At 44.6% G+C, this 19,462-nt stretch carries 19 protein-coding genes and 1 other annotated feature; of the genes, 11 read left to right on the top strand and 8 right to left on the bottom strand.

Annotated elements, in window-relative coordinates:
- Nucleotides 1-97: 97 nt before the first annotated feature.
- Nucleotides 98-580: an RNA methyltransferase gene (locus ACED41_RS11055; RefSeq protein WP_017061495.1), complete on the top strand. Its 483-nt coding sequence runs from the start codon at nt 98-100 to the stop codon at nt 578-580.
- A gap of 239 nt (nt 581-819) precedes the next feature.
- Here ACED41_RS11055 and rluB read toward each other — a convergent pair whose 3' ends face one another.
- The 3 genes from rluB to ACED41_RS11040 form a co-directional block, all read right to left on the bottom strand.
- Complete coding sequence (gene rluB, locus ACED41_RS11050) at nt 820-1,854, bottom strand: 23S rRNA pseudouridine(2605) synthase RluB (protein WP_017055112.1); 1,035 nt, start codon at nt 1,852-1,854, stop codon at nt 820-822.
- Between the two features lie 159 nt (nt 1,855-2,013).
- Nucleotides 2,014-2,634 (bottom strand): L-threonylcarbamoyladenylate synthase, encoded by a 621-nt coding sequence (locus tag ACED41_RS11045; protein WP_009848751.1) that lies wholly within the window; start codon nt 2,632-2,634, stop codon nt 2,014-2,016.
- Between the two features lie 55 nt (nt 2,635-2,689).
- Nucleotides 2,690-3,559, bottom strand: coding sequence for a PHP domain-containing protein (locus tag ACED41_RS11040; protein ID WP_371724960.1), 870 nt, complete (start codon nt 3,557-3,559; stop codon nt 2,690-2,692).
- Nucleotides 3,560-3,679: 120 nt separating this feature from the next.
- Between ACED41_RS11040 and ACED41_RS11035 the strand changes: the two genes are divergently transcribed.
- The 8 genes from ACED41_RS11035 (at nt 3,680) to ACED41_RS11000 (ending at nt 12,402) form a co-directional block, all read left to right on the top strand.
- Nucleotides 3,680-3,805: a trp operon leader peptide gene (locus ACED41_RS11035; protein WP_009848753.1), complete on the top strand. Its 126-nt coding sequence runs from the start codon at nt 3,680-3,682 to the stop codon at nt 3,803-3,805.
- Nucleotides 3,752-3,866, top strand: a sequence feature (Trp leader region). It overlaps the preceding gene by 54 nt.
- Nucleotides 3,867-3,991: 125 nt before the next feature.
- Complete coding sequence (locus ACED41_RS11030) at nt 3,992-5,581, top strand: anthranilate synthase component 1 (RefSeq protein WP_017063545.1); 1,590 nt, start codon at nt 3,992-3,994, stop codon at nt 5,579-5,581.
- A gap of 2 nt (nt 5,582-5,583) precedes the next feature.
- The gene (locus tag ACED41_RS11025) at nt 5,584-6,174 is read left to right on the top strand and encodes an aminodeoxychorismate/anthranilate synthase component II (protein ID WP_010438041.1); all 591 of its coding nucleotides are present in this window, start codon (nt 5,584-5,586) and stop codon (nt 6,172-6,174) included.
- Between the two features lie 9 nt (nt 6,175-6,183).
- Entirely contained in the window at nt 6,184-7,179 is a 996-nt protein-coding gene (trpD, locus tag ACED41_RS11020) for an anthranilate phosphoribosyltransferase (protein WP_371724959.1), read from the top strand.
- Nucleotides 7,180-7,204: 25 nt separating this feature from the next.
- Nucleotides 7,205-8,644 (top strand): bifunctional indole-3-glycerol-phosphate synthase TrpC/phosphoribosylanthranilate isomerase TrpF, encoded by a 1,440-nt coding sequence (gene trpCF, locus ACED41_RS11015; RefSeq protein WP_017061499.1) that lies wholly within the window; start codon nt 7,205-7,207, stop codon nt 8,642-8,644.
- A 131-nt stretch (nt 8,645-8,775) separates the two neighbouring features.
- Nucleotides 8,776-9,966, top strand: a complete 1,191-nt coding sequence (gene trpB, locus ACED41_RS11010; protein ID WP_017061500.1) for a tryptophan synthase subunit beta — start codon at nt 8,776-8,778, stop codon at nt 9,964-9,966.
- Nucleotides 9,966-10,772 (top strand): tryptophan synthase subunit alpha, encoded by an 807-nt coding sequence (trpA, locus tag ACED41_RS11005; RefSeq protein ID WP_017070760.1) that lies wholly within the window; start codon nt 9,966-9,968, stop codon nt 10,770-10,772. Before trpB ends, trpA begins: the two co-directional genes overlap by 1 nt.
- Before the next feature lie 310 nt (nt 10,773-11,082).
- Nucleotides 11,083-12,402, top strand: coding sequence for a dicarboxylate/amino acid:cation symporter (locus ACED41_RS11000; protein ID WP_321163247.1), 1,320 nt, complete (start codon nt 11,083-11,085; stop codon nt 12,400-12,402).
- Between the two features lie 102 nt (nt 12,403-12,504).
- Here ACED41_RS11000 and ACED41_RS10995 read toward each other — a convergent pair whose 3' ends face one another.
- The 5 genes from ACED41_RS10995 to hisC all read right to left on the bottom strand — a co-directional run bounded on the left by ACED41_RS10995 (nt 12,505) and on the right by hisC (nt 17,854).
- Nucleotides 12,505-13,812 (bottom strand): TRAP transporter large permease, encoded by a 1,308-nt coding sequence (locus tag ACED41_RS10995; RefSeq protein ID WP_010438025.1) that lies wholly within the window; start codon nt 13,810-13,812, stop codon nt 12,505-12,507.
- A 21-nt stretch (nt 13,813-13,833) separates the two neighbouring features.
- The gene (locus ACED41_RS10990; RefSeq protein WP_004736522.1) at nt 13,834-14,313 is read right to left on the bottom strand and encodes a TRAP transporter small permease; all 480 of its coding nucleotides are present in this window, start codon (nt 14,311-14,313) and stop codon (nt 13,834-13,836) included.
- Nucleotides 14,314-14,380: 67 nt separating this feature from the next.
- On the bottom strand, nt 14,381-15,340 hold the full coding sequence (locus ACED41_RS10985) for a TRAP transporter substrate-binding protein (protein WP_017063537.1): 960 nt from the start codon (nt 15,338-15,340) through the stop codon (nt 14,381-14,383).
- 587 nt (nt 15,341-15,927) lie between these two features.
- The gene (locus ACED41_RS10980; protein ID WP_029235360.1) at nt 15,928-16,701 is read right to left on the bottom strand and encodes an ABC transporter substrate-binding protein; all 774 of its coding nucleotides are present in this window, start codon (nt 16,699-16,701) and stop codon (nt 15,928-15,930) included.
- Between the two features lie 10 nt (nt 16,702-16,711).
- Nucleotides 16,712-17,854, bottom strand: a complete 1,143-nt coding sequence (hisC, locus tag ACED41_RS10975) for a histidinol-phosphate transaminase (protein ID WP_102427834.1) — start codon at nt 17,852-17,854, stop codon at nt 16,712-16,714.
- 181 nt (nt 17,855-18,035) lie between these two features.
- Between hisC and ACED41_RS10970 the strand changes: the two genes are divergently transcribed.
- Both ACED41_RS10970 and ACED41_RS10965 read left to right on the top strand, forming a co-directional pair.
- A complete protein-coding gene (locus ACED41_RS10970; protein WP_017063534.1) occupies nt 18,036-18,923 on the top strand; it encodes a LysR substrate-binding domain-containing protein in 888 nt (295 codons plus the stop codon).
- 285 nt (nt 18,924-19,208) lie between these two features.
- Nucleotides 19,209-19,457, top strand: coding sequence for a hypothetical protein (locus tag ACED41_RS10965; RefSeq protein WP_017069991.1), 249 nt, complete (start codon nt 19,209-19,211; stop codon nt 19,455-19,457).
- Nucleotides 19,458-19,462 lie beyond the last annotated feature (5 nt).

Genomic DNA, 19,462 nt, shown 5'->3' with positions numbered 1-19,462 from the left:
AGTTAAAAGTTAGCCGAGCCGATTGCTCGGCTATTTTTATCACGCCATTTCTCATCATGATTACTCACTTTCATCATCAACGTTAGATTCACTGATTATGACCAAAGCAAAAACAGACACACAATCAAAAGGCTATGCCTGCATTGGCCTAGTTAACCCAAAGACGCCAGAAAACGTAGGCTCAGTGATGCGAGCAGCTGGCTGCTACGGCGCCAACTCTGTGTTTTACACTGGCACACGCTACGACCATGCGCGAAAATTCCATACCGATACCAAAGAAAAGCACTTAGCCCTGCCTTTGATTGGTGTTGAAGAGCTGAAAGATATTATTCCAGTAGGCTGCGTGCCGGTTGCTGTTGATCTGATTGAAGGTGCTAAGCCTCTACCTGATTACAAGCACCCACCACGTGCGTTTTACATTTTTGGCCCAGAAGATGGCACGCTAAAGAAAGAAATCACAGATTTCTGTCGTGAGACGATTTACGTTCCGACCAACGGCTGTATGAATCTAGCGGCATCAGTGAATGTTGTGCTTTACGACCGACTGGCGAAAGGCGATAACTTTTCGAATCATAAGTAAAAGAAACGAGATACGAGATACGAGATACGAGATACGAGCAGATTATAGATGCGCCTACACGAGATAAGAGATGCGAAAAGCTCGCTTACTGTCACTTATGGCAGCATGTTTTCGATACTCGGTTACTCGCATCCCGCATCTGCTATTTCTCCAGACGTAAAAAAACCTGCTCAATGAGCAGGTTTTTTAGTATTCAGTGCTTTCAGCTAATGAAGCTTTACGCGTAAGAAATTACGTAATTACTGACGTGTTCTTGGCTTAGCTGGTTTAGCCGGACGACCGTTGTTCAGTTTAGGCTTACTTTTGTTAGCCTGAGGTTTGCCTTTGTTTGCAGCTGGAGCGCTACGACCTGAATCAGGTGTTGTAGTACCGCGAGTTGCAGGCTTCTTACGCTTAGTTTGGTTGCTACGGCCTTTTGGTGCGTTTGCACGCTCTTCGTGACGCTTAACAGCGCGACGAATTTTTTGGCTACGAGAACGCTCACGCTTACGAGAAGTGTTTGAAGGATCAAGATCCAACAGTGTCTCTTTCTCAGGCTTAAGCTCAACAAGCTCACGCAAGTAGTTAACTTCTTGAAGATCTAGCTCTTTCCAACCGCCACGAGGCAGTTTCTTATCAAGGTAGATATCACCGTAACGTACACGTTTCAGGCGGCTTACTGTTGTTTCTTGTGATTCCCAAAGACGACGAACTTCACGGTTACGACCTTCGTTAATCGCTACATAGAAAGTATGGTTCATACCTTCACCACCAGCGTAAACCACATCTTCAAAACGAGCCATGCCGTCTTCTAGTTGTACGCCACGAGTAACGTTTTTAACTTTCTGCTCAGTCACTTCACCGAATACACGTACTAGGTACTCACGTTCAACCTGACGGCTTGGGTGCATTAGACGGTTTGCAAGCTCACCATCAGTAGTGAAAAGCAAAAGGCCTGATGTGTTTGCATCAAGACGACCAACTGAAATCCAACGAGAACCACGGATCTTAGGTAGACGATCGAAAACAGTACGGCGGCCTTCAGGATCGTGACGAGTACAAAGCTCACCTTCAGGTTTGTAGTAAGCAAGTACACGACAAACCACTTCTTCAGAAGCCTTGCCTGAAACAGTATGGCCATCGATACGGATCACTGAGTTCTCGTCTTCAAGACGCTCGCCCAGTTTCGCAACTTGACCGTTAACACTTACACGACCAGATTTGATTAAACCTTCTAGTTCACGACGAGAACCGTGACCAGCTCGCGCTAAAACCTTCTGTAATTTTTCGCTCATTTACTCTTTTCTACCTAATTGTCGTCTTCACAGACGTCGAATGAATTTTTCGCGACCAAATCGCGGTCGCGTATTATCGCAAATAACCTGCCAAAAAGCACTTGTTATTTACTGTGGCAGGTTTGCTGTATCGTTACAGACTGTTAATCAGTAAAGCGATTATTCAAACGGCGCAGGATCGCCAGCACCACGACGTAGAACCACGGCATCATCGTCACTGAAGTCAATAACCGTCGTCGGTTGCTCACCTAAGTAACCGCCATTCAAAATGACATCAACCGCATGTTCTAGGCTGTCACGAATTTCTTCTGGATCCGACTCCGTAGTCTCGTTACCCGGCAGAATCAGAGACGTCGACATTAATGGTTCACCCATCGCTTCCAAAAGGTCGAGTGCAATCTTGTTGTCTGGGACACGAATACCAATCGTTTTACGCTTGGCGTTCATCAAACGCTTTGGCACTTCTTTGGTTGCTTTAAAGATAAACGTGTAAGCACCTGGTGTATGTGCTTTCAGTAGACGGAAAGCCACGTTATCGACGCGTGCATACAGTGATAATTCAGAAAGATCACGACATAACAAGGTGAAATTGTGCTTGTCATCGATGCGACGAATTTTACAGATACGTTCAAGTGCTTGTTTGTTTTCAAGCTGACAGCCCAGCGCATAACCGGAATCTGTTGGATAAACCACAACGCCGCCATTGCGAATAATCGCAACCGCTTGAGTAATTAAGCGTGCTTGTGGGTTATCTGGGTGTACATAAAAAAACTGGCTCATTGTTGATCCTCGTTATCGAATCTCTCGACTCTATCATCAGAAGGAGCTGGTTCACCTAAATACTGTCATCGGTATCAGTTGGTGAAACCGTTTGAAACTCCCAATCTTTCCATACTTCTTCGACCCCAGAAGGTAGCCAGAGATTACGTCCAAGTTCCATCCATGGGGATGGGTAATGGAAGTCACTGCCTTGGGAGGCTAATAGTTTGTATTGTATAGCATAATCCGCAAGTGTGCGTCTTTCTTGTTGCGCTTGCTGAGGCTGAGCGACTTCCATGGCGTCACCTTTTGCTTCAACAAATGCAGCTAACAGACGCTTAACCCACTTCGCTGTTAAGCCATACCGGCCGGGGTGAGCTAATACTGCTTGACCACCAGCAGCATGAATAGCCGTGACAGCATCACTCATTGAACACCACGTTGGCGGCACATAACCTGGGTTATTGCGAGTCAGAAACTTTTTAAACACCTGCTGCATGGTTTTTGCGTAGCCGTTATCGACTAACCACTTAGCAAAGTGAGCACGAGTGATAGGCGCATCACCAGCAATCAATTTAACTTCTTCTAGCAAGCCTTCACGAGTCGCTTTCTCAAGACGTTGAGCAATCATCTCTGCACGCCCAACACGGTGTTGCTTCTGTTGTTCAATTAACGCTTTTAGCTCTGGTGACTCCGGATCAACGTTTAACCCAACAATATGGATATCTTTGTTTTGCCAAACAGTCGAAATCTCAATGCCGTTGATCAGCTGAATAGGAAGATTGTTATCCGCAATATAGTTGCGTGCTTCAGCAAGCCCATCAGTCGTGTCATGATCTGTAATCGCTAGCGCTTCGATGTTAAAGCCAAGCGCTCGGTCAATTAGCTCAGGTGGAGTAAGTCGGCCATCTGAGGCTGTTGTATGACTATGTAGATCAATTCTCATATATTCTTTTTCATTGTTTTCAATTTTTATCGTTATATTTGTGTCAACACACTTGACCCGCAAGCAGAAAACTAGTTAACTAGTACACAAATACGAAGTATCACATTTGATAGGTTCACCATGTTACAAGAATTTAACCAAAACCATAAAGATAAAGTTTTAGAACTTTCTTCAGTAGAAGCAAGTTCAGAGCTTAATTGGTGGCGCACTTGGACAAGTTCTTGGTGGGCTAACGTGTACTTCTAGTTAAACAGTTTGTTTATAAAAAAGTTATCACTAAGCCCGCTTTAATAGCGGGCTTTTTAATTTGTCGAACATCTCACATTCAACTGACTAACAAATCATCGAATTGACCATATTCTAGATTGGGTGAAAGGTATCTTTATGCGACTATGTACGGCAGGAAATTTAAAGAATCATAAAGGAGGTCTTGTGAACAAGGCCATTGAAATCAAAAAGCTGGGAACCATTGAGGTCATCAATTCCTCAGTTCCTTACTCGCAAGATCCAACCAGCGTTTTTCATACTTTGTGTGAAAACAAAACTGATAGTCTTTTGTTGGAATCTGCCGAGATTGAATCTAAACAGAACCTGACAAGCCTACTCCTTATCGACTCTGCTGTTCGCATCGTATGTCGCGGACATGAAGTAACCTTTCAAGCATTGACTGAAAACGGTCAAGCGCTTATCGAACATCTCACTCAAAACGTGAAAGCAGAAATTAAATCTGACCTTACTGATAACGTTTTGACGCTGACTTTTATCGAACCAAGCAACGAATTAGACGAAGACTCACGTTTAAGAGAAGCCTCTTCATTCGATGCACTGCGTTTGGTTCAGCACAGCTTTGAGCAAGACGCGGATAACAAACACGCATTATTCATGGCGGGCTTATTCGCTTACGACATCGTGGCAAACTTTGAGCCACTAGGTGATGCTGAAGCAACCAACAATTGTCCTGACTTTGTATTCTACGTAGCTGAAACACTATTGCGTTTCGATCACCAAGAGAACGAAGGCCTACTTCACGCGAGCTTATTTGCTCAAGATGACAACATCAAAGCGCAATTAACTGACCGTCTAGCCGACATTCAAACTCAGTGTCAGTCCCTGAAAGCCATCACTGAAGTAACGCCGTTAGACAACGTTGAAGCTGTACCTAGCGTTTCAGATGAAGACTTCTGCCAAACGGTTCGTGATTTAAAAGAGTACGTAGTTAAAGGCGATGTATTCCAAGTGGTACCTTCACGCCGCTTCACTCTACCTTGCCCTGCCCCACTGGCGGCTTATAAAGAACTCAAACAAAGCAACCCAAGCCCTTACATGTTCTACATGCAAGACGAGCTGTTTACTCTGTTCGGTGCATCTCCAGAAAGCGCGCTGAAATACGAGACAGAAACCAACCAAATCGAGATCTACCCGATTGCTGGTACTCGTCGTCGTGGTAAGCGCCCTGACGGTCAAATCGATTTCGACCTAGACAGCCGTATCGAGCTTGAACTGCGTACCGACAAGAAAGAAAACGCCGAGCACATGATGCTAGTTGACCTAGCGCGTAACGATGTGGCACGTATTGCCGAAGCTGGCACTCGCCACGTAGCAGACTTACTGAAAGTAGACCGCTACAGCCATGTAATGCACTTGGTTTCTCGTGTTGTTGGTCAGCTCCGTGAAGACTTAGATGCTCTGCACGCTTACCAAGCTTGTATGAACATGGGCACGCTAACGGGCGCACCAAAAATCCGCGCAATGCAGCTTATTCGTGACGTAGAAAAAACGCGTCGTGGTAGCTACGGTGGTGCAGTCGGTTATCTAACCGGTGAAGGGACTCTAGATACTTGTATCGTAATTCGCTCTGCTTACGTTGAAGATGGCGTAGCACAAGTACAAGCTGGCGCTGGTGTGGTATTCGATTCAGACCCACAAGCAGAAGCCGATGAAACTCGCGGCAAGGCACAAGCGGTTATCTCAGCGATTCAAGCAGCTCATACTAAGAACCTAACAAATAAGAAGGAGTCGTAATCATGGCTGATATTGTATTCATCGATAACTTCGACTCGTTCACTTACAACCTTGTAGACCAATTTCGTTCATTAGGTCACAGCGTAAAAATTTACCGTAACAACATTCCTGCAAAAGTAGTTGAAGCGGCGATCAACGAACTAGACAACCCTGTTGCACTGCTTTCACCAGGCCCTGGCGCTCCAGCAGATGCGGGCTGTATGCCAGAGCTGATTCAGCTTCTAAAAGGTAAAGTGCCAATGATTGGTATTTGCTTAGGCCACCAAGCGATTGTTGAAGCCTATGGCGGCACCGTTGCAGGCGCTGGCGAAATCATTCATGGTAAGGTGTCGATGATGGAACACCAAAACCATGCGACTTACCAAGGCTTACCTTCGCCATTGGCTATCGCTCGCTACCACTCTTTAGTGGCAACGCATGTATCTGATAGCCTAACGGTGACCGCTGAAGTAGATGATTTGGTGATGTCTGTGGTTCAAGAACAAGACAAGGTGTGTGGATTCCAATTCCACCCTGAATCAATTATGACGACCTACGGTGCAACGCTTCTAGCAAACGCTATCGAATGGGCTCTTGAGAAAAAGACGATATAGGAAACGATCATGGAACAGATTAATAAACTTTACGAACAGCAGTCTCTTACTCAAGAAGAAAGCCAACAGTTATTTGATGTGATCATCAAGGGTGAACTAGACCCAATCTTGATGGCTTCTGCGCTAACTGCACTGAAAATCAAAGGCGAAACGCCCGATGAAATTGCAGGCGCAGCAAAAGCACTACTTGCGAATGCAAACCCGTTCCCGCGCCCTGATTACGATTTCGCAGACATCGTAGGTACAGGTGGCGACGGTCACAACACCATCAATATCTCGACGACTTCTGCATTTGTTGCCGCAGCGTGTGGCTTAAAAGTCGCGAAGCACGGTAACCGCAGCGTATCGAGCAAATCAGGCTCTTCTGACCTACTGGATTCGTTCGGTATTAACCTAGCGATGACAGCAGAAGACACTCGTACTGCAGTCGACGAGCTTGGCGTAGCATTCCTATTTGCTCCGCAATATCACGTCGGTGTACGTCACGCGATGCCTGTTCGTCAGACGATGAAAACGCGCACTATCTTCAACATCCTTGGTCCACTGATTAACCCTGCTCGCCCTAATATCGAGTTAATGGGTGTTTACAGCAAAGAGCTCGTCCGCCCTATCGCGGAAACTATGCTGCAAATGGGTATGAAGCGTGCTGCCGTTGTGCATGGTAGTGGCCTTGATGAAGTGGCTATTCATGGCGAGACAATCGTTGCTGAAATTAAAGATGGCAAAATTCACGAGTACACAGTGACACCGGCAGACTTTGGCCTGAACACTCACCCTCTTGAAGCAATCAAGGGCGGCGAGCCAGAAGAGAACAAAGCCATCACAACCGGTATCCTGACGGGTAAAGGCACTGATGCTCAAGTTGGCGCAGTGGCAGTCAACGTTGCTCTACTGATGCGTCTGTTTGGTCACGAAGACCTAAAAGCCAACGCACAGCAAGCAATTGACGCGATGAACTCTGGCAAAGCATACGAGCTTGTACAAAAACTTGCTGCACACGCCTAACGAACGACGAATCGAGACAAAGAACATGACACAGACTACCGATAAACTGTCGACCCACGTTTCAGTCAAAGAAGCTGAAATGGCGGAAGTATTAGCAAAAATCGTTCGTGATAAATACCAATGGGTTGAAGCGCGTAAGCAGACTCAACCATTAGACGAGTTTAAAGCGTCACTAACTGCAACAGACCGCAGCTTTTATGACGCTCTGAGCGGAGAACAAACGGTTTTCATCACTGAATGTAAAAAGGCCTCTCCGTCAAAAGGTTTAATCCGTGACGAGTTTGACCTCGACTACATTGCTTCTGTTTACAACAACCACGCAAACGCGATTTCTGTGCTGACAGACGAGAAGTACTTCCAAGGTGACTTTGAGTTTTTACCTAAAGTTCGCAGCATTGCTAAGCAGCCTATCCTGTGTAAAGACTTCATGGTTGATACCTACCAAGTGTATCTAGCTCGTCATTACTCAGCTGATGCTATCTTGCTAATGCTATCGGTATTAGATGACGAAGAGTACAAAGCGCTGGCGGAAGTCGCTCACTCACTCAACATGGGTGTATTGACCGAAGTCAGCAACGAAGAAGAGCTTCACCGTGCAGTCGCTCTAAACGCTAAGGTGATCGGCATTAACAACCGTAATCTTCGTGACCTTTCGACTGATTTGAACCGTACTAAAGAGTTGGCGCCGCTGATTCGCGAACTGGCTCCAAACGCAGTTGTGATTTCAGAGTCTGGCATCTACACACATCAACAAGTTCGTGACCTTTCAACGTTTGCAGATGGCTTCCTAATCGGTAGCTCTCTAATGGCAGAGAAGAACCTCGAGCTTGCGGTACGCAAAGTAACACTGGGTGAAAACAAGGTGTGTGGTTTAACTCACTCTGACGATGCAGCAAAGGCTTATCAAGCTGGTGCGGTATTCGGTGGTCTGATATTCGTTGAAGCATCTAAGCGTCATGTGGATATCGAAGCGGCTCGTTTGACTATGAGCGGCGCACCTTTGAACTACGTGGGTGTGTTCCAAAACCACAGCGTTACTGACGTTGCGAAAACGGTTTCTGAGCTAGGCCTGTTCGCTGTGCAATTGCACGGTGATGAGTCTCAAGCGTTTGTCGATGAGCTAAAACAGTCACTACCTGAAAGCGTTGAGATTTGGAAAGCTTACGGTGTTGCTCCCGATGCTGAGAGCTCGCTACCAGAATTACTGGAAAGCAACGTGACTCGTCACCTGCTAGATACTAAAGTGGGTTCTCAAACTGGTGGCACAGGCCAAGTGTTCGATTGGAACCTAATCAACAACCAAAGCGCAATCATGTTGGCGGGTGGCCTAAACCCAGAAAATGCTAACCAAGCCGCTAAGTTGGGTTGCTTAGGATTAGACCTAAACTCTGGCGTTGAATCCGCTCCAGGAAAAAAAGACGCAGACAAACTGCAACGTGCTTTTGCAGCGATTCGCAATTACTAGTCCAAACTCGGCGCTAGAAATTAGAAAGCAGAAACTAAAAACATATTTGTGAGCTTTGCCTTTTGCGAAGCTCAAACAAGATTAAATGACTTGGTGTGAATACACATCAGTAGAATTGAAGGAATAACACAATGGCTAAACTCGATGCCTACTTTGGTGAATACGGTGGTCAATACGTACCGCAGATCCTAGTGCCAGCACTAGACCAACTTGAACAAGCATTTATCGATGCACAAGCCGATCCTGAGTTCCGCAGCGAATTCATGACGCTTCTTCAAGAGTACGCTGGTCGTCCAACGGCACTAACGTTGACTCGTAACCTAACTAAAGGCACAAAAACCAAACTGTACCTTAAGCGTGAAGATCTACTTCACGGTGGCGCCCACAAGACAAACCAAGTACTTGGTCAAGCATTGCTAGCAAAACGTATGGGTAAGCAGGAAATCATCGCTGAAACTGGCGCAGGCCAACACGGTGTGGCAACGGCTCTAGCGTGTGCTCTACTAGGTCTTAAGTGTCGTGTTTACATGGGTGCAAAAGACGTTGAACGTCAAAGCCCGAACGTGTTCCGTATGAAGCTAATGGGCGCAGAGGTTATCCCTGTTCATTCTGGCTCTTCAACGCTAAAAGATGCGTGTAACGAAGCACTACGTGACTGGTCTGCAACTTATGAAGACGCGCATTACCTATTGGGTACTGCAGCGGGTCCTCACCCATTCCCAACGATTGTTCGTGATTTCCAACGCATGATTGGTGAAGAAACGAAGAACCAAATTCTAGCTCGTGAAGGTCGCCTTCCTGATGCGGTTATCGCTTGTGTCGGCGGTGGTTCGAACGCTATCGGTATGTTTGCGGATTTCATTGAAGAAGAAACTGTTCGCCTAATCGGTGTAGAGCCGGCTGGTAAAGGTATTGATACCGACCAACACGGCGCGCCGCTTAAGCACGGTAAAACCGGTATCTTCTTCGGCATGAAAGCGCCACTGATGCAAGATGAGAACGGCCAAGTAGAAGAGTCTTACTCTGTATCTGCGGGTCTAGACTTCCCATCAGTTGGTCCTCAACACGCGCACCTAAATGCTATTGGCCGTGCTGAATACGACAACGTGACCGACGACGAAGCGCTAGAAGCGTTCCAATTGATTGCACGTAAAGAAGGTATTATCGCAGCGCTAGAGTCATCTCATGCTTTGGCTCATGCTGTTAAAATGGCTCACGATGACCCAGAGAAAGAACAGCTATTAGTGGTTAATCTATCTGGTCGTGGTGATAAAGACATCTTCTCTGTACACGACATTCTTAAAGAGAAAGGAGCATTATAATGGATCGCTATCAATCACTCTTCACTCGCTTAGCTGAAAAGAATCAGGGCGCATTTGTACCATTCGTAACGGTTGGCGATCCTAACCCTCAGCAGTCTCTTAAGATCATGGAAACACTCGTTGAAGCGGGTGCTGATGCACTTGAACTTGGTATTCCATTCTCAGATCCGCTTGCAGATGGCCCGACAATCCAAGGTGCAAACATTCGTGCGTTAGATTCAAAAGTAACGCCAGATGTGTGTTTTGATCTTATTGGTCAAATTCGTGCTAAATACCCAGATCTGCCAATCGGCCTACTGATGTACGCAAACTTGGTGTACGCACGTGGTATCGAGAACTTCTACGAGCGTTGTGCGAATGCAGGTATCGATTCAGTATTGATTGCTGATGTACCAACCAACGAGAGTGGCGAGTTTGTTGCTGCAGCTAAGAAGTTTGGTATTCACCCAATATTTATTGCTCCACCAACAGCAAGTGATGAGACGCTTCAATCGGTTTCTGAGCTAGGTGGTGGTTACACTTACCTACTTTCTCGTGCTGGCGTAACGGGTGCAGAAACCAAAGCAAACATGCCTGTGACAGCCCTACTTGACCGTTTGAACAAGTTTGATGCGCCACCAGCACTGCTTGGTTTCGGTATCTCTGCTCCTGAGCAAGTAAAAGAAGCCATCGAAGCTGGCGCTGCTGGTGCTATCTCTGGCTCTGCGGTTGTGAAAATCATTGAAAACAACGTTGAACAACCAGAAGCAATGCTTAAAGCACTTGCTGAGTTTGTTACGCCAATGAAAGCGGCAACGCAAAAATAATAAATAGGCTCCCACTAGTGCGATAATTTGCGCTGTGGGAGTTTTTCTCCGAGAACACGTCCAAACCCTCTCAATTGTTAAATTTCTGATAAAAACAACACCTCATGCAAACCTGTAGCACACCTATAATACCCCACCAAAACATCACCACCATTTATAAAAATAATGACAAATCAAAAAGCAAACGTTTGCTTTAGTGTGAAAAATCATCAAATGACATTTGATTACTGCTTTTTGGTGTTCTTTCATCTCTGCTCATATTGATAAATGTAAAAGATACGTGTAAAACTTCTCGCGAAATATTAATCCAATGGTACATCGTACATTGGTGAGTAGTTCTGGGATTTTTATATTTAGTAGCACAGAGGTTATGGAAGTGTTAAAAGAAAAGAGTTTACTAAGCAACATCGGCGTTCAAGTCGTTATTGCAATGATCATCGGTACCCTAGTCGGTGCGATGATGGGTGACAGCGCAACTATGTTCGCTCCACTGGGTGCTATCTTCATCAATTTGATCAAGATGCTGGTTATCCCTCTAGTCGCGGTTGCCCTAATTTCAGGTGCTGCTGGTCTAGGCAACAGCTCATCAGCAGGTAAAGTGGGCGTGACCACTCTAGGTTACTTTGCACTAACGTCTGCACTTGCTGTAGCACTAGCGCTAGTAATGGGTGAAATATTCGAACCAGGTCGTGGTATCGATGTTTCTGGCGTTGAAGGCATGTTCTCTTCTGAATACGCTGCGAAAGGTGAACTTCCAACGTTCTGGGCAACCATCACAGGCATGATCCCGACCAACGTTTTCCAATCACTGAATGAAGCAAACATTCTGCAAATTCTAGTTTTCTGCTTATTCTTCGGTATTGCGATTTCTAAACAAGCAAAAGAGAAGCGTGACCCTATCATCAACGGTGTAAATGCTATCGTTGACGCTATGGTTTGGATGATCAACAAGGTTATGATCATTGCACCACTTGGCGTATTCGGCCTAATGGCAGAAGCTGTGGGTACATTCGGCTTTGGCGCACTTATGGTTGTGTTCAAACTGTTCGTTGTCTACATCGCTGCGATTCTGATCTTCGGCTTTGTTGCTTACCCGCTAATGATTCAAATCTTCACTAAGACTTCTGCTAAGAAGTTCCTAGTGGCAATGAAGAAGCCTCAAGCGGTTGCACTATCAACAGCATCTTCAATGGCGACACTGCCAGTAACAATGGAAACGGTAGAGAAAGAACTTGGCGTTCGTAACTCTACGGCTTCATTCGTTCTGCCACTTGGTGCGACGATCAACATGTCTGGTAACGCAATTTACTATGGCCTAGTTGCTATCTTCTTCGCACAGCTGTTCAACATCGACCTGTCTATGGGTGCTTACGTTGCTATCATCGTAACGTCTACGCTTGGCGCAGTTGGTCAAGCGGGTGTGCCAGGTCCTTCTTTCCTAGTGGTTGCGGTTCTTCTAGCAGCTGGTATCCCTATCGAAGGTCTACCTCTGTTGTTCGCTTTAGACCGTATCTTCGACATGATTCGTACTGCTCTAAACATCACTGGTGATGCTGCATGTGCAGTCATCGTTGATTCTCTAATCGAAGACGAAGCGAAAGAAGCTGAGCTACAAAAACAGCAAGCGTAATATTAAGCTTCAGTTTTGATTGATAAAAAAACCGCCTTCACACAGGCGGTTTTTTATTAGGTGATGATCAATATTGAGTCGGTAAATCTTACCCTTGTCAGGCTAATTGATGAGTCCAAACGCACGAGGCAGAGCCAAACTAATTTCAGGAATAAAAGTAATGGCCAACAGTGTGACGATCAATACGGCACAAAACGGCATGATACTTCTTATAACGTTTTCAATCTTAGAGCCACTGACACTACAACCCACAAATAGCGCCGTACCAACGGGTGGCGTTGCAATGCCAATACATAAGTTGAAGATAATCATCATCGCGAAGTGAATTGGATGCATGCCTAAATGCTCAGCAATCGGCATAAAGATAGGGGTAAAGATCAATACGGCTGGCGTAAGGTCCATAAACATACCCACAATCAGTAGAATCAGGTTCATCAGAATAAAGATGATAATTGGATTGTCTGAAATAGAGAGCATCCAATCACTGATCATGGTTGGTAGACCGGTAAACGCCATTGCCCATGACATAATGGTAGAAGCACCAATCAAGAACAGCATAATGCCAGTAACCTGAACCGTTTCTCTACAAATTATCGGAAAGTGTGCCCATTTGAGGGTTCGGTAACAGAGTGACAGTATAAAAGAGTATAGAACCGCTATACATGCCCCTTCTGTTGCAGTGAATATACCACCAATAATACCGCCAATAACAACAACAATAAGCCCTAAGCTTGGTGTTGCTTGCCAAACAATATTCAGCACATCTTTCGTTGTGAAGCCGTCATTCGCACTTGTTTTGTAGCCCTTCTTTTTAGCGATGAAATAGGCGACGACCATACAACTTAAGCCCATTAGAATACCTGGGACATACCCTGCGATAAACAACGCCGCAACGGATGTTCCACCCGATACCACTGAAAATACGATCAGTGAATTACTCGGCGGTATTAATAAGCCTGCCGGGCAAGATGCAACGTTTACTGCTGTTGCTAAGTTTTTATCATAACCATCTTTTTCTAATTCTGGGCCTAAGGTTTTACCAACCGCAGCTGCTGCTGCAACGGCTGATCCTGAAACGGCGCCAAACATCATATTGGCGAAGATGTTCACGTGAAAAAGTGAGCCCGGGATCCAACCAACCAAGAGCTTTGCAAGGTTGATGAGTCGACTCGCGATGCCACCTACATTCATTATATTCCCCGCGAGGATAAAGAAAGGGATGGCTAATAAACTGAAACTATCAATACCGGTAATGATTTTTTGACCCGCAGTAATACTGGCGACTTCAAACGGTAAGATGAAATACATGATGGTTAAAGATGACATGGCAATTGCAATCGCAATCGGCATGCTTATCGCGATCATGAATAAGAATAGGCCTAGCAGCCAAACACCAATGGACAAATCCATAATATAGAGTCCTTTTAAAACTTATTTTTTGTTGGGTTCACAAAAAAGATCAAACGTATTCATGACCAAATAAATGAGGATAATAACGGCTGAAATCGGCAATATTGAATACACCGTCGACATCGGTAATTGCAGTGCTGGAGAGAGTTGTTGTGTGGTTCTTCCCATTAGGGCGATGCCACCTTGAAGCATTGCTAGAAATACAAATGCGCCAGAAATGATATTGATGAGTACATGTAATGCGATATGTGCTTTACCCTTAAGATAACCATCCAATAACGTTATTGCTAAGTGTCCTTTGATACCGAATAAGTAGCTTGCTCCTAATAAGCCAAGCCATACCATCGCATAACGAGCAAGTTCATCAGTCCAGTTACTTGGATCATTCAAAACATAACGACTAAAGACCTGCCAAGTGACAGTAACGACAAGTAACATTAGTGCAAAAGAAGAGACAAAAAGAATCAGCCTATCAAGTAGGTTTCTGAAAGTTGCTAACATGGTGTGATACCTCAAAAAATTTTGCCTTAGCAAAGCCAAGGCAAAATTATATTTTCACTAAGACTGATTAAAGAGCTTCAATTTTTTCAATGAATGGAGCTAGTTTTGGATCTTTTTTCGCCTCATCAATCATAGGTTTAACAGCTGCACGGAAAGGGGCTTTATCAACTTCAACAAACGTGACACCTTCTTTCATTCCTTTCTCTTTGTTCATGTCATCTGTTGCATCCCAGATTTTGATCTGCTCTTCAAGAGACTCAGCAGCAGCTTCTTTTAAGATCTTTTGCTCTTCTGCCGTTAATGAACCCCATTTGTATTCTGAAATGATGATCACGTCAGGTGTCATCATGTGCTGGTCCATAGAGTAAAATTTGGCAACTTCGCTGTGTTTCATTTCAACTAAGCTAGAAATATTATTTTCAGCACCGTCAATTACGCCTTGTTGCAGCGCCGTGTATACCTCATTGAAAGGTACAGGCGTTGCTTTACCACCTAATAGGTTAACCATTTCCATCATGGTTGGAGAACCCGGAACTCGAACTTTCATACCAGCGAGATCAGCCGGTGAGTTAATGGCTTTTTTAGCGTAGAAGCTACGTGTGCCTGAGTCATAGAATGTAAGACCGATGAAGCCTTTACCTTCACTTGAAAGCAACATCTCTTGTGCTGCTTCACTTCGCATGAAGGTTCTCATATGTGGAACGTCACGGAATAAGAAAGGCAGTGCATTAACCTTAAACGTTGGTTCAAAAGATTCGGCTAACCCACCATTGATTTTGGCCATATCAATCGCGCCAGTAACAACTTGCTCCGCTTGGTCACGTTCAGAGCCTAATTGACCGTTTGGAAAGATCTTAATCGTAAGTTCACCATTCGATTTTTCTTTCACTTTATCAGCCATGATCACCATGCCTTGGTGAGCTGCGCTTTCTAATGACATTGCATGCCCTAACGTCAAAGTTTTTGCTTGAGCGCCAAATGCCATAAGAATTGAAGCCGCTGCAATCGTCAGTAGGTGTTTTTTCATGTTCTTCTCCAGAATCCATTTTGTAAGAGGTACAGTTTTTATATGCAACGCTATAGCTAAGTTTGAAATCTAACGTTCTATTGCACATCGCTCATAGCAGTAACGTTTCATTACAATATTCTTACCTCTATGAATTTTGTATTACAATACTATGTGTATATTTTGTGAACTAAGATTCATCTATTTGCCAGAGAGCTGAATTGATTGTGATACCAATCATATTTGGGACTAATTAGACCATTAAGCAGTCTAACTTCGGATTTTTGGGGAATTCCGATCGCTTTCAACTGCTTTTAGAACAGTCTATTAGCAAAAATTACGCGCAAATTTGTGTTATTTTAAGATCTTAAAATCAGAAATTAAGCACGGACAAAGAAGGTCTCATCGATTGAAAAAGCGAGTCGTGAACTGCGATTTCTGAGGTGGTCGAGGTAAGGTTTTAGGCTGAGCGTATGGAACAAGAGTGGATAAGCAGGGATAAAGACAACGGTGGGAATCTTACTAGGACGAATTGTTTGTAACAAAAATCCGAGAGCCTCACAGCCCTCGGATTTTTTTGATGGTCTAGTTTTTAGGCGTTAGACGAATTACAAATCAGCACCATAAATATCAAACGTGAAGTACTTAGCGGCGATCTTGTCGTAAGTACCGTTGGCTCTGATCTCTTCAATCGCGGCATTGAATTGTTTCGCCAGTTTTGAATCCTGCTTTCTCAGTGCTAACGCCGTACCTTCGCCAATGTAGGCTTTGTCGGTTACTGCTTTACCTTTGAACTCAAAGCCCTCGCCTTCTTTCTTATCTAAGAAAGCTAATGACAGTTGATCTGAGTTGCCGAAGGTTAGATCTAAGCGACCGTTTTGCAGATCCAGATACACTTCATCTTGCCCTGTGTAACGCTTAATGTTGGCAACACTACCAAACTTGTCGGTTACGTAGCGATCGTGAATCGTACCTTGCTGAACACCGATGGTTTTACCCGCTAAGCCTGCCTCATCAACGCTGAATTCTGCGCTTTTAGCAGCAACAAATACGGCTGGTGTTTGGTAGTACTTGTCAGTAAATAAGATTTTACGCTTACGCTCTTCGGTAATGCGCATCGAAGCCATAATCACATCTGACTTTCTTGCCAACAAACTTGGAATTAGCGAATCCCAGCTTTGTGAAACCCAAGTACAATCGAGTTTAGCTTGCTCACACAAGGCGTCAGCTATCTCAATATCAAACCCGACAGGCACACCGTCGCTGTTTTTATAGTTGAATGGCGGATACGTAAAGTCCGACGCTAAACGGATTTCTTTCGCCTGTACCGTTGTACCAAGTAAAGCGGCCGCACAAGCGAGTCCTAGTATTATCTTTTTCATCATTGCCATCCTAGATATGATCTTTATCGAGTTGAGATTGAATTTCTTTATGTTGAGCTTGTTGAATTTGTTTGCCTTGTTGACTCTGTTCTAATTCGGTTTGGTAACGTGTTAGTGACGTTATCACTTCTAGCATGCTCTCTTGGCTACCAATACTGATTCGAACACAGTTACGCAAAGCCGGTTCATGGTTTTGGTTCCTTGTCACAATGCCGTCCTTCGCCAAGACACTGAACACTTGGTGCCCTGCTTTTTGACGCAGCAAAATGAAGTTTGTCGATGAAGGGTAAACAGACTCGATGAAATCAAACCGCGTTAGCTCACAAGCAAACCAGTTACGTAGTTCAACCAGCTTTTGCGTCGCGTCTTGCATCACTGAGACTCGTTCATCGGACAAAGCGTCTAGCACGATTTGAGATGAGCAATCTGGCATCGGATACGGTGGAATCAGCTTCGCGACATACTGCATCACATTTTGACTCGCTAAGATAAAACCACAACGAACCGCAGCCAGTCCAAATGCCTTAGACAAGGTGCGAATCACAACCAAATGTGGATAGCGTTCAATAAGACTAACGGCTGACGTTTGTGGTTCAAATTCGATATACGCTTCATCGACGACCACTAGCGACTTCCCAATCGTGCCTTCCAATACCTGAATCAAATCCGATTTAGGAATCACATTGCCCGTTGGATTGTTTGGTGAGCAAAGAAACACGATATTCGCCAGTTCTGCCTTATTCACAATATCAGCGACGTTCAGGCTAAAGTCTTCCTGCAATGGAGAGTCCAAGGTATTAATCGCCAATGCATCAGCGCAAAACTCATACATCGCATACGTTGGAGAGCAGATAAGTATGTTGTCGCACGCCGGTTTACAGAATGTTCTGATCAGCAAATCAATCGCTTCATCTGCACCACGAACAGCCACAGTCGCGGCATCGGTACTACAGTAATCTTGATAAGCCTTAGCAATATCTTGCGGTAAGAAGTCTGGGTATCGGTTGTGACTTGCTTCTCCTTGAAACAGCGAGCTTTCCAATTCATTGGCGTTTAGCCAGACACGTCCATCACCACCAATTCTTCTTGCCGATTGATAAGGTATTAATTTTTTTACAGCCTGAGGCACTAAGCTATCAATAAAAGATGTCAAGAAGCTATCCCTTTCACAAAATCACAATGTCTTCATCATTGCCTTCATATTCAAAAAATGTGACTTATACATATATTGAATCACAAATGATGATTAAGTATTTACATTCAAACAGAACACTATTGATAAATGAATCGAAATAATCACATAATAGCCATGATAAAAAGTCATAGGTAAAGATATGAATCGCACACTTCCTTCAACCAAAACCTTGCTCGCGTTTTTGTCTACGGCAAGGCACCTCAACTTTACACGCGCGGCACATGAGCTCAATGTTACGCAAGGTGCAGTGAGTCGTCAGGTATTGTCGTTTGAAGAAAGCCTTGGCTGTGATCTCTTCTATCGCCATGCTCGCGGATTGTCTTTAACGCCGAAAGGAGAAGAACTGGTTCCCCTGATACAAGGAACGATTCATCAGCTGCAATCGGCTCTAAATCAAGTGGCTAGCTCTCCGTCTAAGATCAAACTCAACGCACCGAGCTGTATTACCTCTTGGCTACTACCTAAGTTGATGTCTTTTCAGCAAGCCTATCCTGAAATTGATGTCGAACTTACGTCGACCATCAAGCACGTCTTCGAACCAAGCTTTGATCCGTTTGACGCCGTAATTACCTATGGTAAGAAGCCAAACCAACAATCGATTATCAGCCAATTATTGTTTAACGAGCAGCTAGCGCCCGTTTGCCAAGCACAAAGCATTACACAGAGCCATCTTGTCGACGACGCATCGACCATCATCAAGCCACACAAGCTTGCCCAATACACTTGGCTACACGCCAACAATGAGCAAAGTGATTGGCGACTTTGGTTAGAGCACATAGGCAGCCACGACCTTTCAAGCAAGAACAACCAACAATTCGCAACACTCGATCAAGCTATGAACGCCGCCATTCAAGGGTTTGGCATTGCCATAGGCGACATCACGCTGGCCAAGCAAGATATTGATTTGGGTAGATTGGTGAAAGTGAGTGAAGGCAGTGTCTTCTCTGGAAATGGTTACTTCTTGCTGCAACCCAAGAATCGACAAAATACATCCTTATCTACGCTTGTTGATTGGCTCGTCGATTAGCGGCAATCATTGTTGGTAGGCCTCTTTATAAGCGGCAGGAGAGCGTCATAATGAGAATTTTTCCGTTCTCAAAATGAAACTATTTGATGTCTGTTTCGTATTGATTGTCAGAGAATAGAACGTACCTTCCTTTAACTATTTGAAAAGAAGTTCAATTCTATTTAGCCTGGAATTTATTCTGTTCCGTTGGAGAAAATGGCATTCGAGTTGCTTTGTCATAGATAACCCAACCAATATACAGCAGGTTGCACCAGTTTCACTGCAGCTTGTCACGGAGGATAGGCTATGACCTTACAAAGACATACGTATTACGGCTTGATTCACCATGGAATTAAAACCCTATTAATGGACAGAATTGGCCACTTCACAGAGCGTGAATATCACGAGTATCTCGACTTAACGACCGGTAAATCGACATGTTTTGCCATGAGTGAGCAAGAGCTCGAAAACACCTTAGACAGCTTAAAGAGCGAAGGTTACCTTGAAGATATCAAAAAGCTGATACCTCGCTATCAAACCTCGTCAATGCGATAACCTGC

Origin of the sequence: Vibrio sp. 1F255, from assembly GCF_041439145.1 — a bacterium.
GTDB lineage: Bacteria > Pseudomonadota > Gammaproteobacteria > Enterobacterales > Vibrionaceae > Vibrio > Vibrio crassostreae_C.
Note: the sequence above shows the minus strand (reverse complement) of the source record. Positions and strands in the feature narration are given on the sequence as shown.

Coding starts and splice junctions, on each gene's coding strand:
- ACED41_RS11055 (WP_017061495.1), top strand. CDS start 98: ATGACCAAAGCAAAAACAGACACACAATCAAAAGGCTATGCCTGCATT.
- rluB (WP_017055112.1), bottom strand. CDS start 1,854: ATGAGCGAAAAATTACAGAAGGTTTTAGCGCGAGCTGGTCACGGTTCT.
- ACED41_RS11045 (WP_009848751.1), bottom strand. CDS start 2,634: ATGAGCCAGTTTTTTTATGTACACCCAGATAACCCACAAGCACGCTTA.
- ACED41_RS11040 (WP_371724960.1), bottom strand. CDS start 3,559: ATGAGAATTGATCTACATAGTCATACAACAGCCTCAGATGGCCGACTT.
- ACED41_RS11035 (WP_009848753.1), top strand. CDS start 3,680: ATGTTACAAGAATTTAACCAAAACCATAAAGATAAAGTTTTAGAACTT.
- ACED41_RS11025 (WP_010438041.1), top strand. CDS start 5,584: ATGGCTGATATTGTATTCATCGATAACTTCGACTCGTTCACTTACAAC.
- trpD (WP_371724959.1), top strand. CDS start 6,184: ATGGAACAGATTAATAAACTTTACGAACAGCAGTCTCTTACTCAAGAA.
- trpCF (WP_017061499.1), top strand. CDS start 7,205: ATGACACAGACTACCGATAAACTGTCGACCCACGTTTCAGTCAAAGAA.
- trpB (WP_017061500.1), top strand. CDS start 8,776: ATGGCTAAACTCGATGCCTACTTTGGTGAATACGGTGGTCAATACGTA.
- trpA (WP_017070760.1), top strand. CDS start 9,966: ATGGATCGCTATCAATCACTCTTCACTCGCTTAGCTGAAAAGAATCAG.
- ACED41_RS11000 (WP_321163247.1), top strand. CDS start 11,083: ATGGTACATCGTACATTGGTGAGTAGTTCTGGGATTTTTATATTTAGT.
- ACED41_RS10995 (WP_010438025.1), bottom strand. CDS start 13,812: ATGGATTTGTCCATTGGTGTTTGGCTGCTAGGCCTATTCTTATTCATG.
- ACED41_RS10990 (WP_004736522.1), bottom strand. CDS start 14,313: ATGTTAGCAACTTTCAGAAACCTACTTGATAGGCTGATTCTTTTTGTC.
- ACED41_RS10985 (WP_017063537.1), bottom strand. CDS start 15,340: ATGAAAAAACACCTACTGACGATTGCAGCGGCTTCAATTCTTATGGCA.
- ACED41_RS10980 (WP_029235360.1), bottom strand. CDS start 16,701: ATGAAAAAGATAATACTAGGACTCGCTTGTGCGGCCGCTTTACTTGGT.
- ACED41_RS10970 (WP_017063534.1), top strand. CDS start 18,036: ATGAATCGCACACTTCCTTCAACCAAAACCTTGCTCGCGTTTTTGTCT.
- ACED41_RS10965 (WP_017069991.1), top strand. CDS start 19,209: ATGACCTTACAAAGACATACGTATTACGGCTTGATTCACCATGGAATT.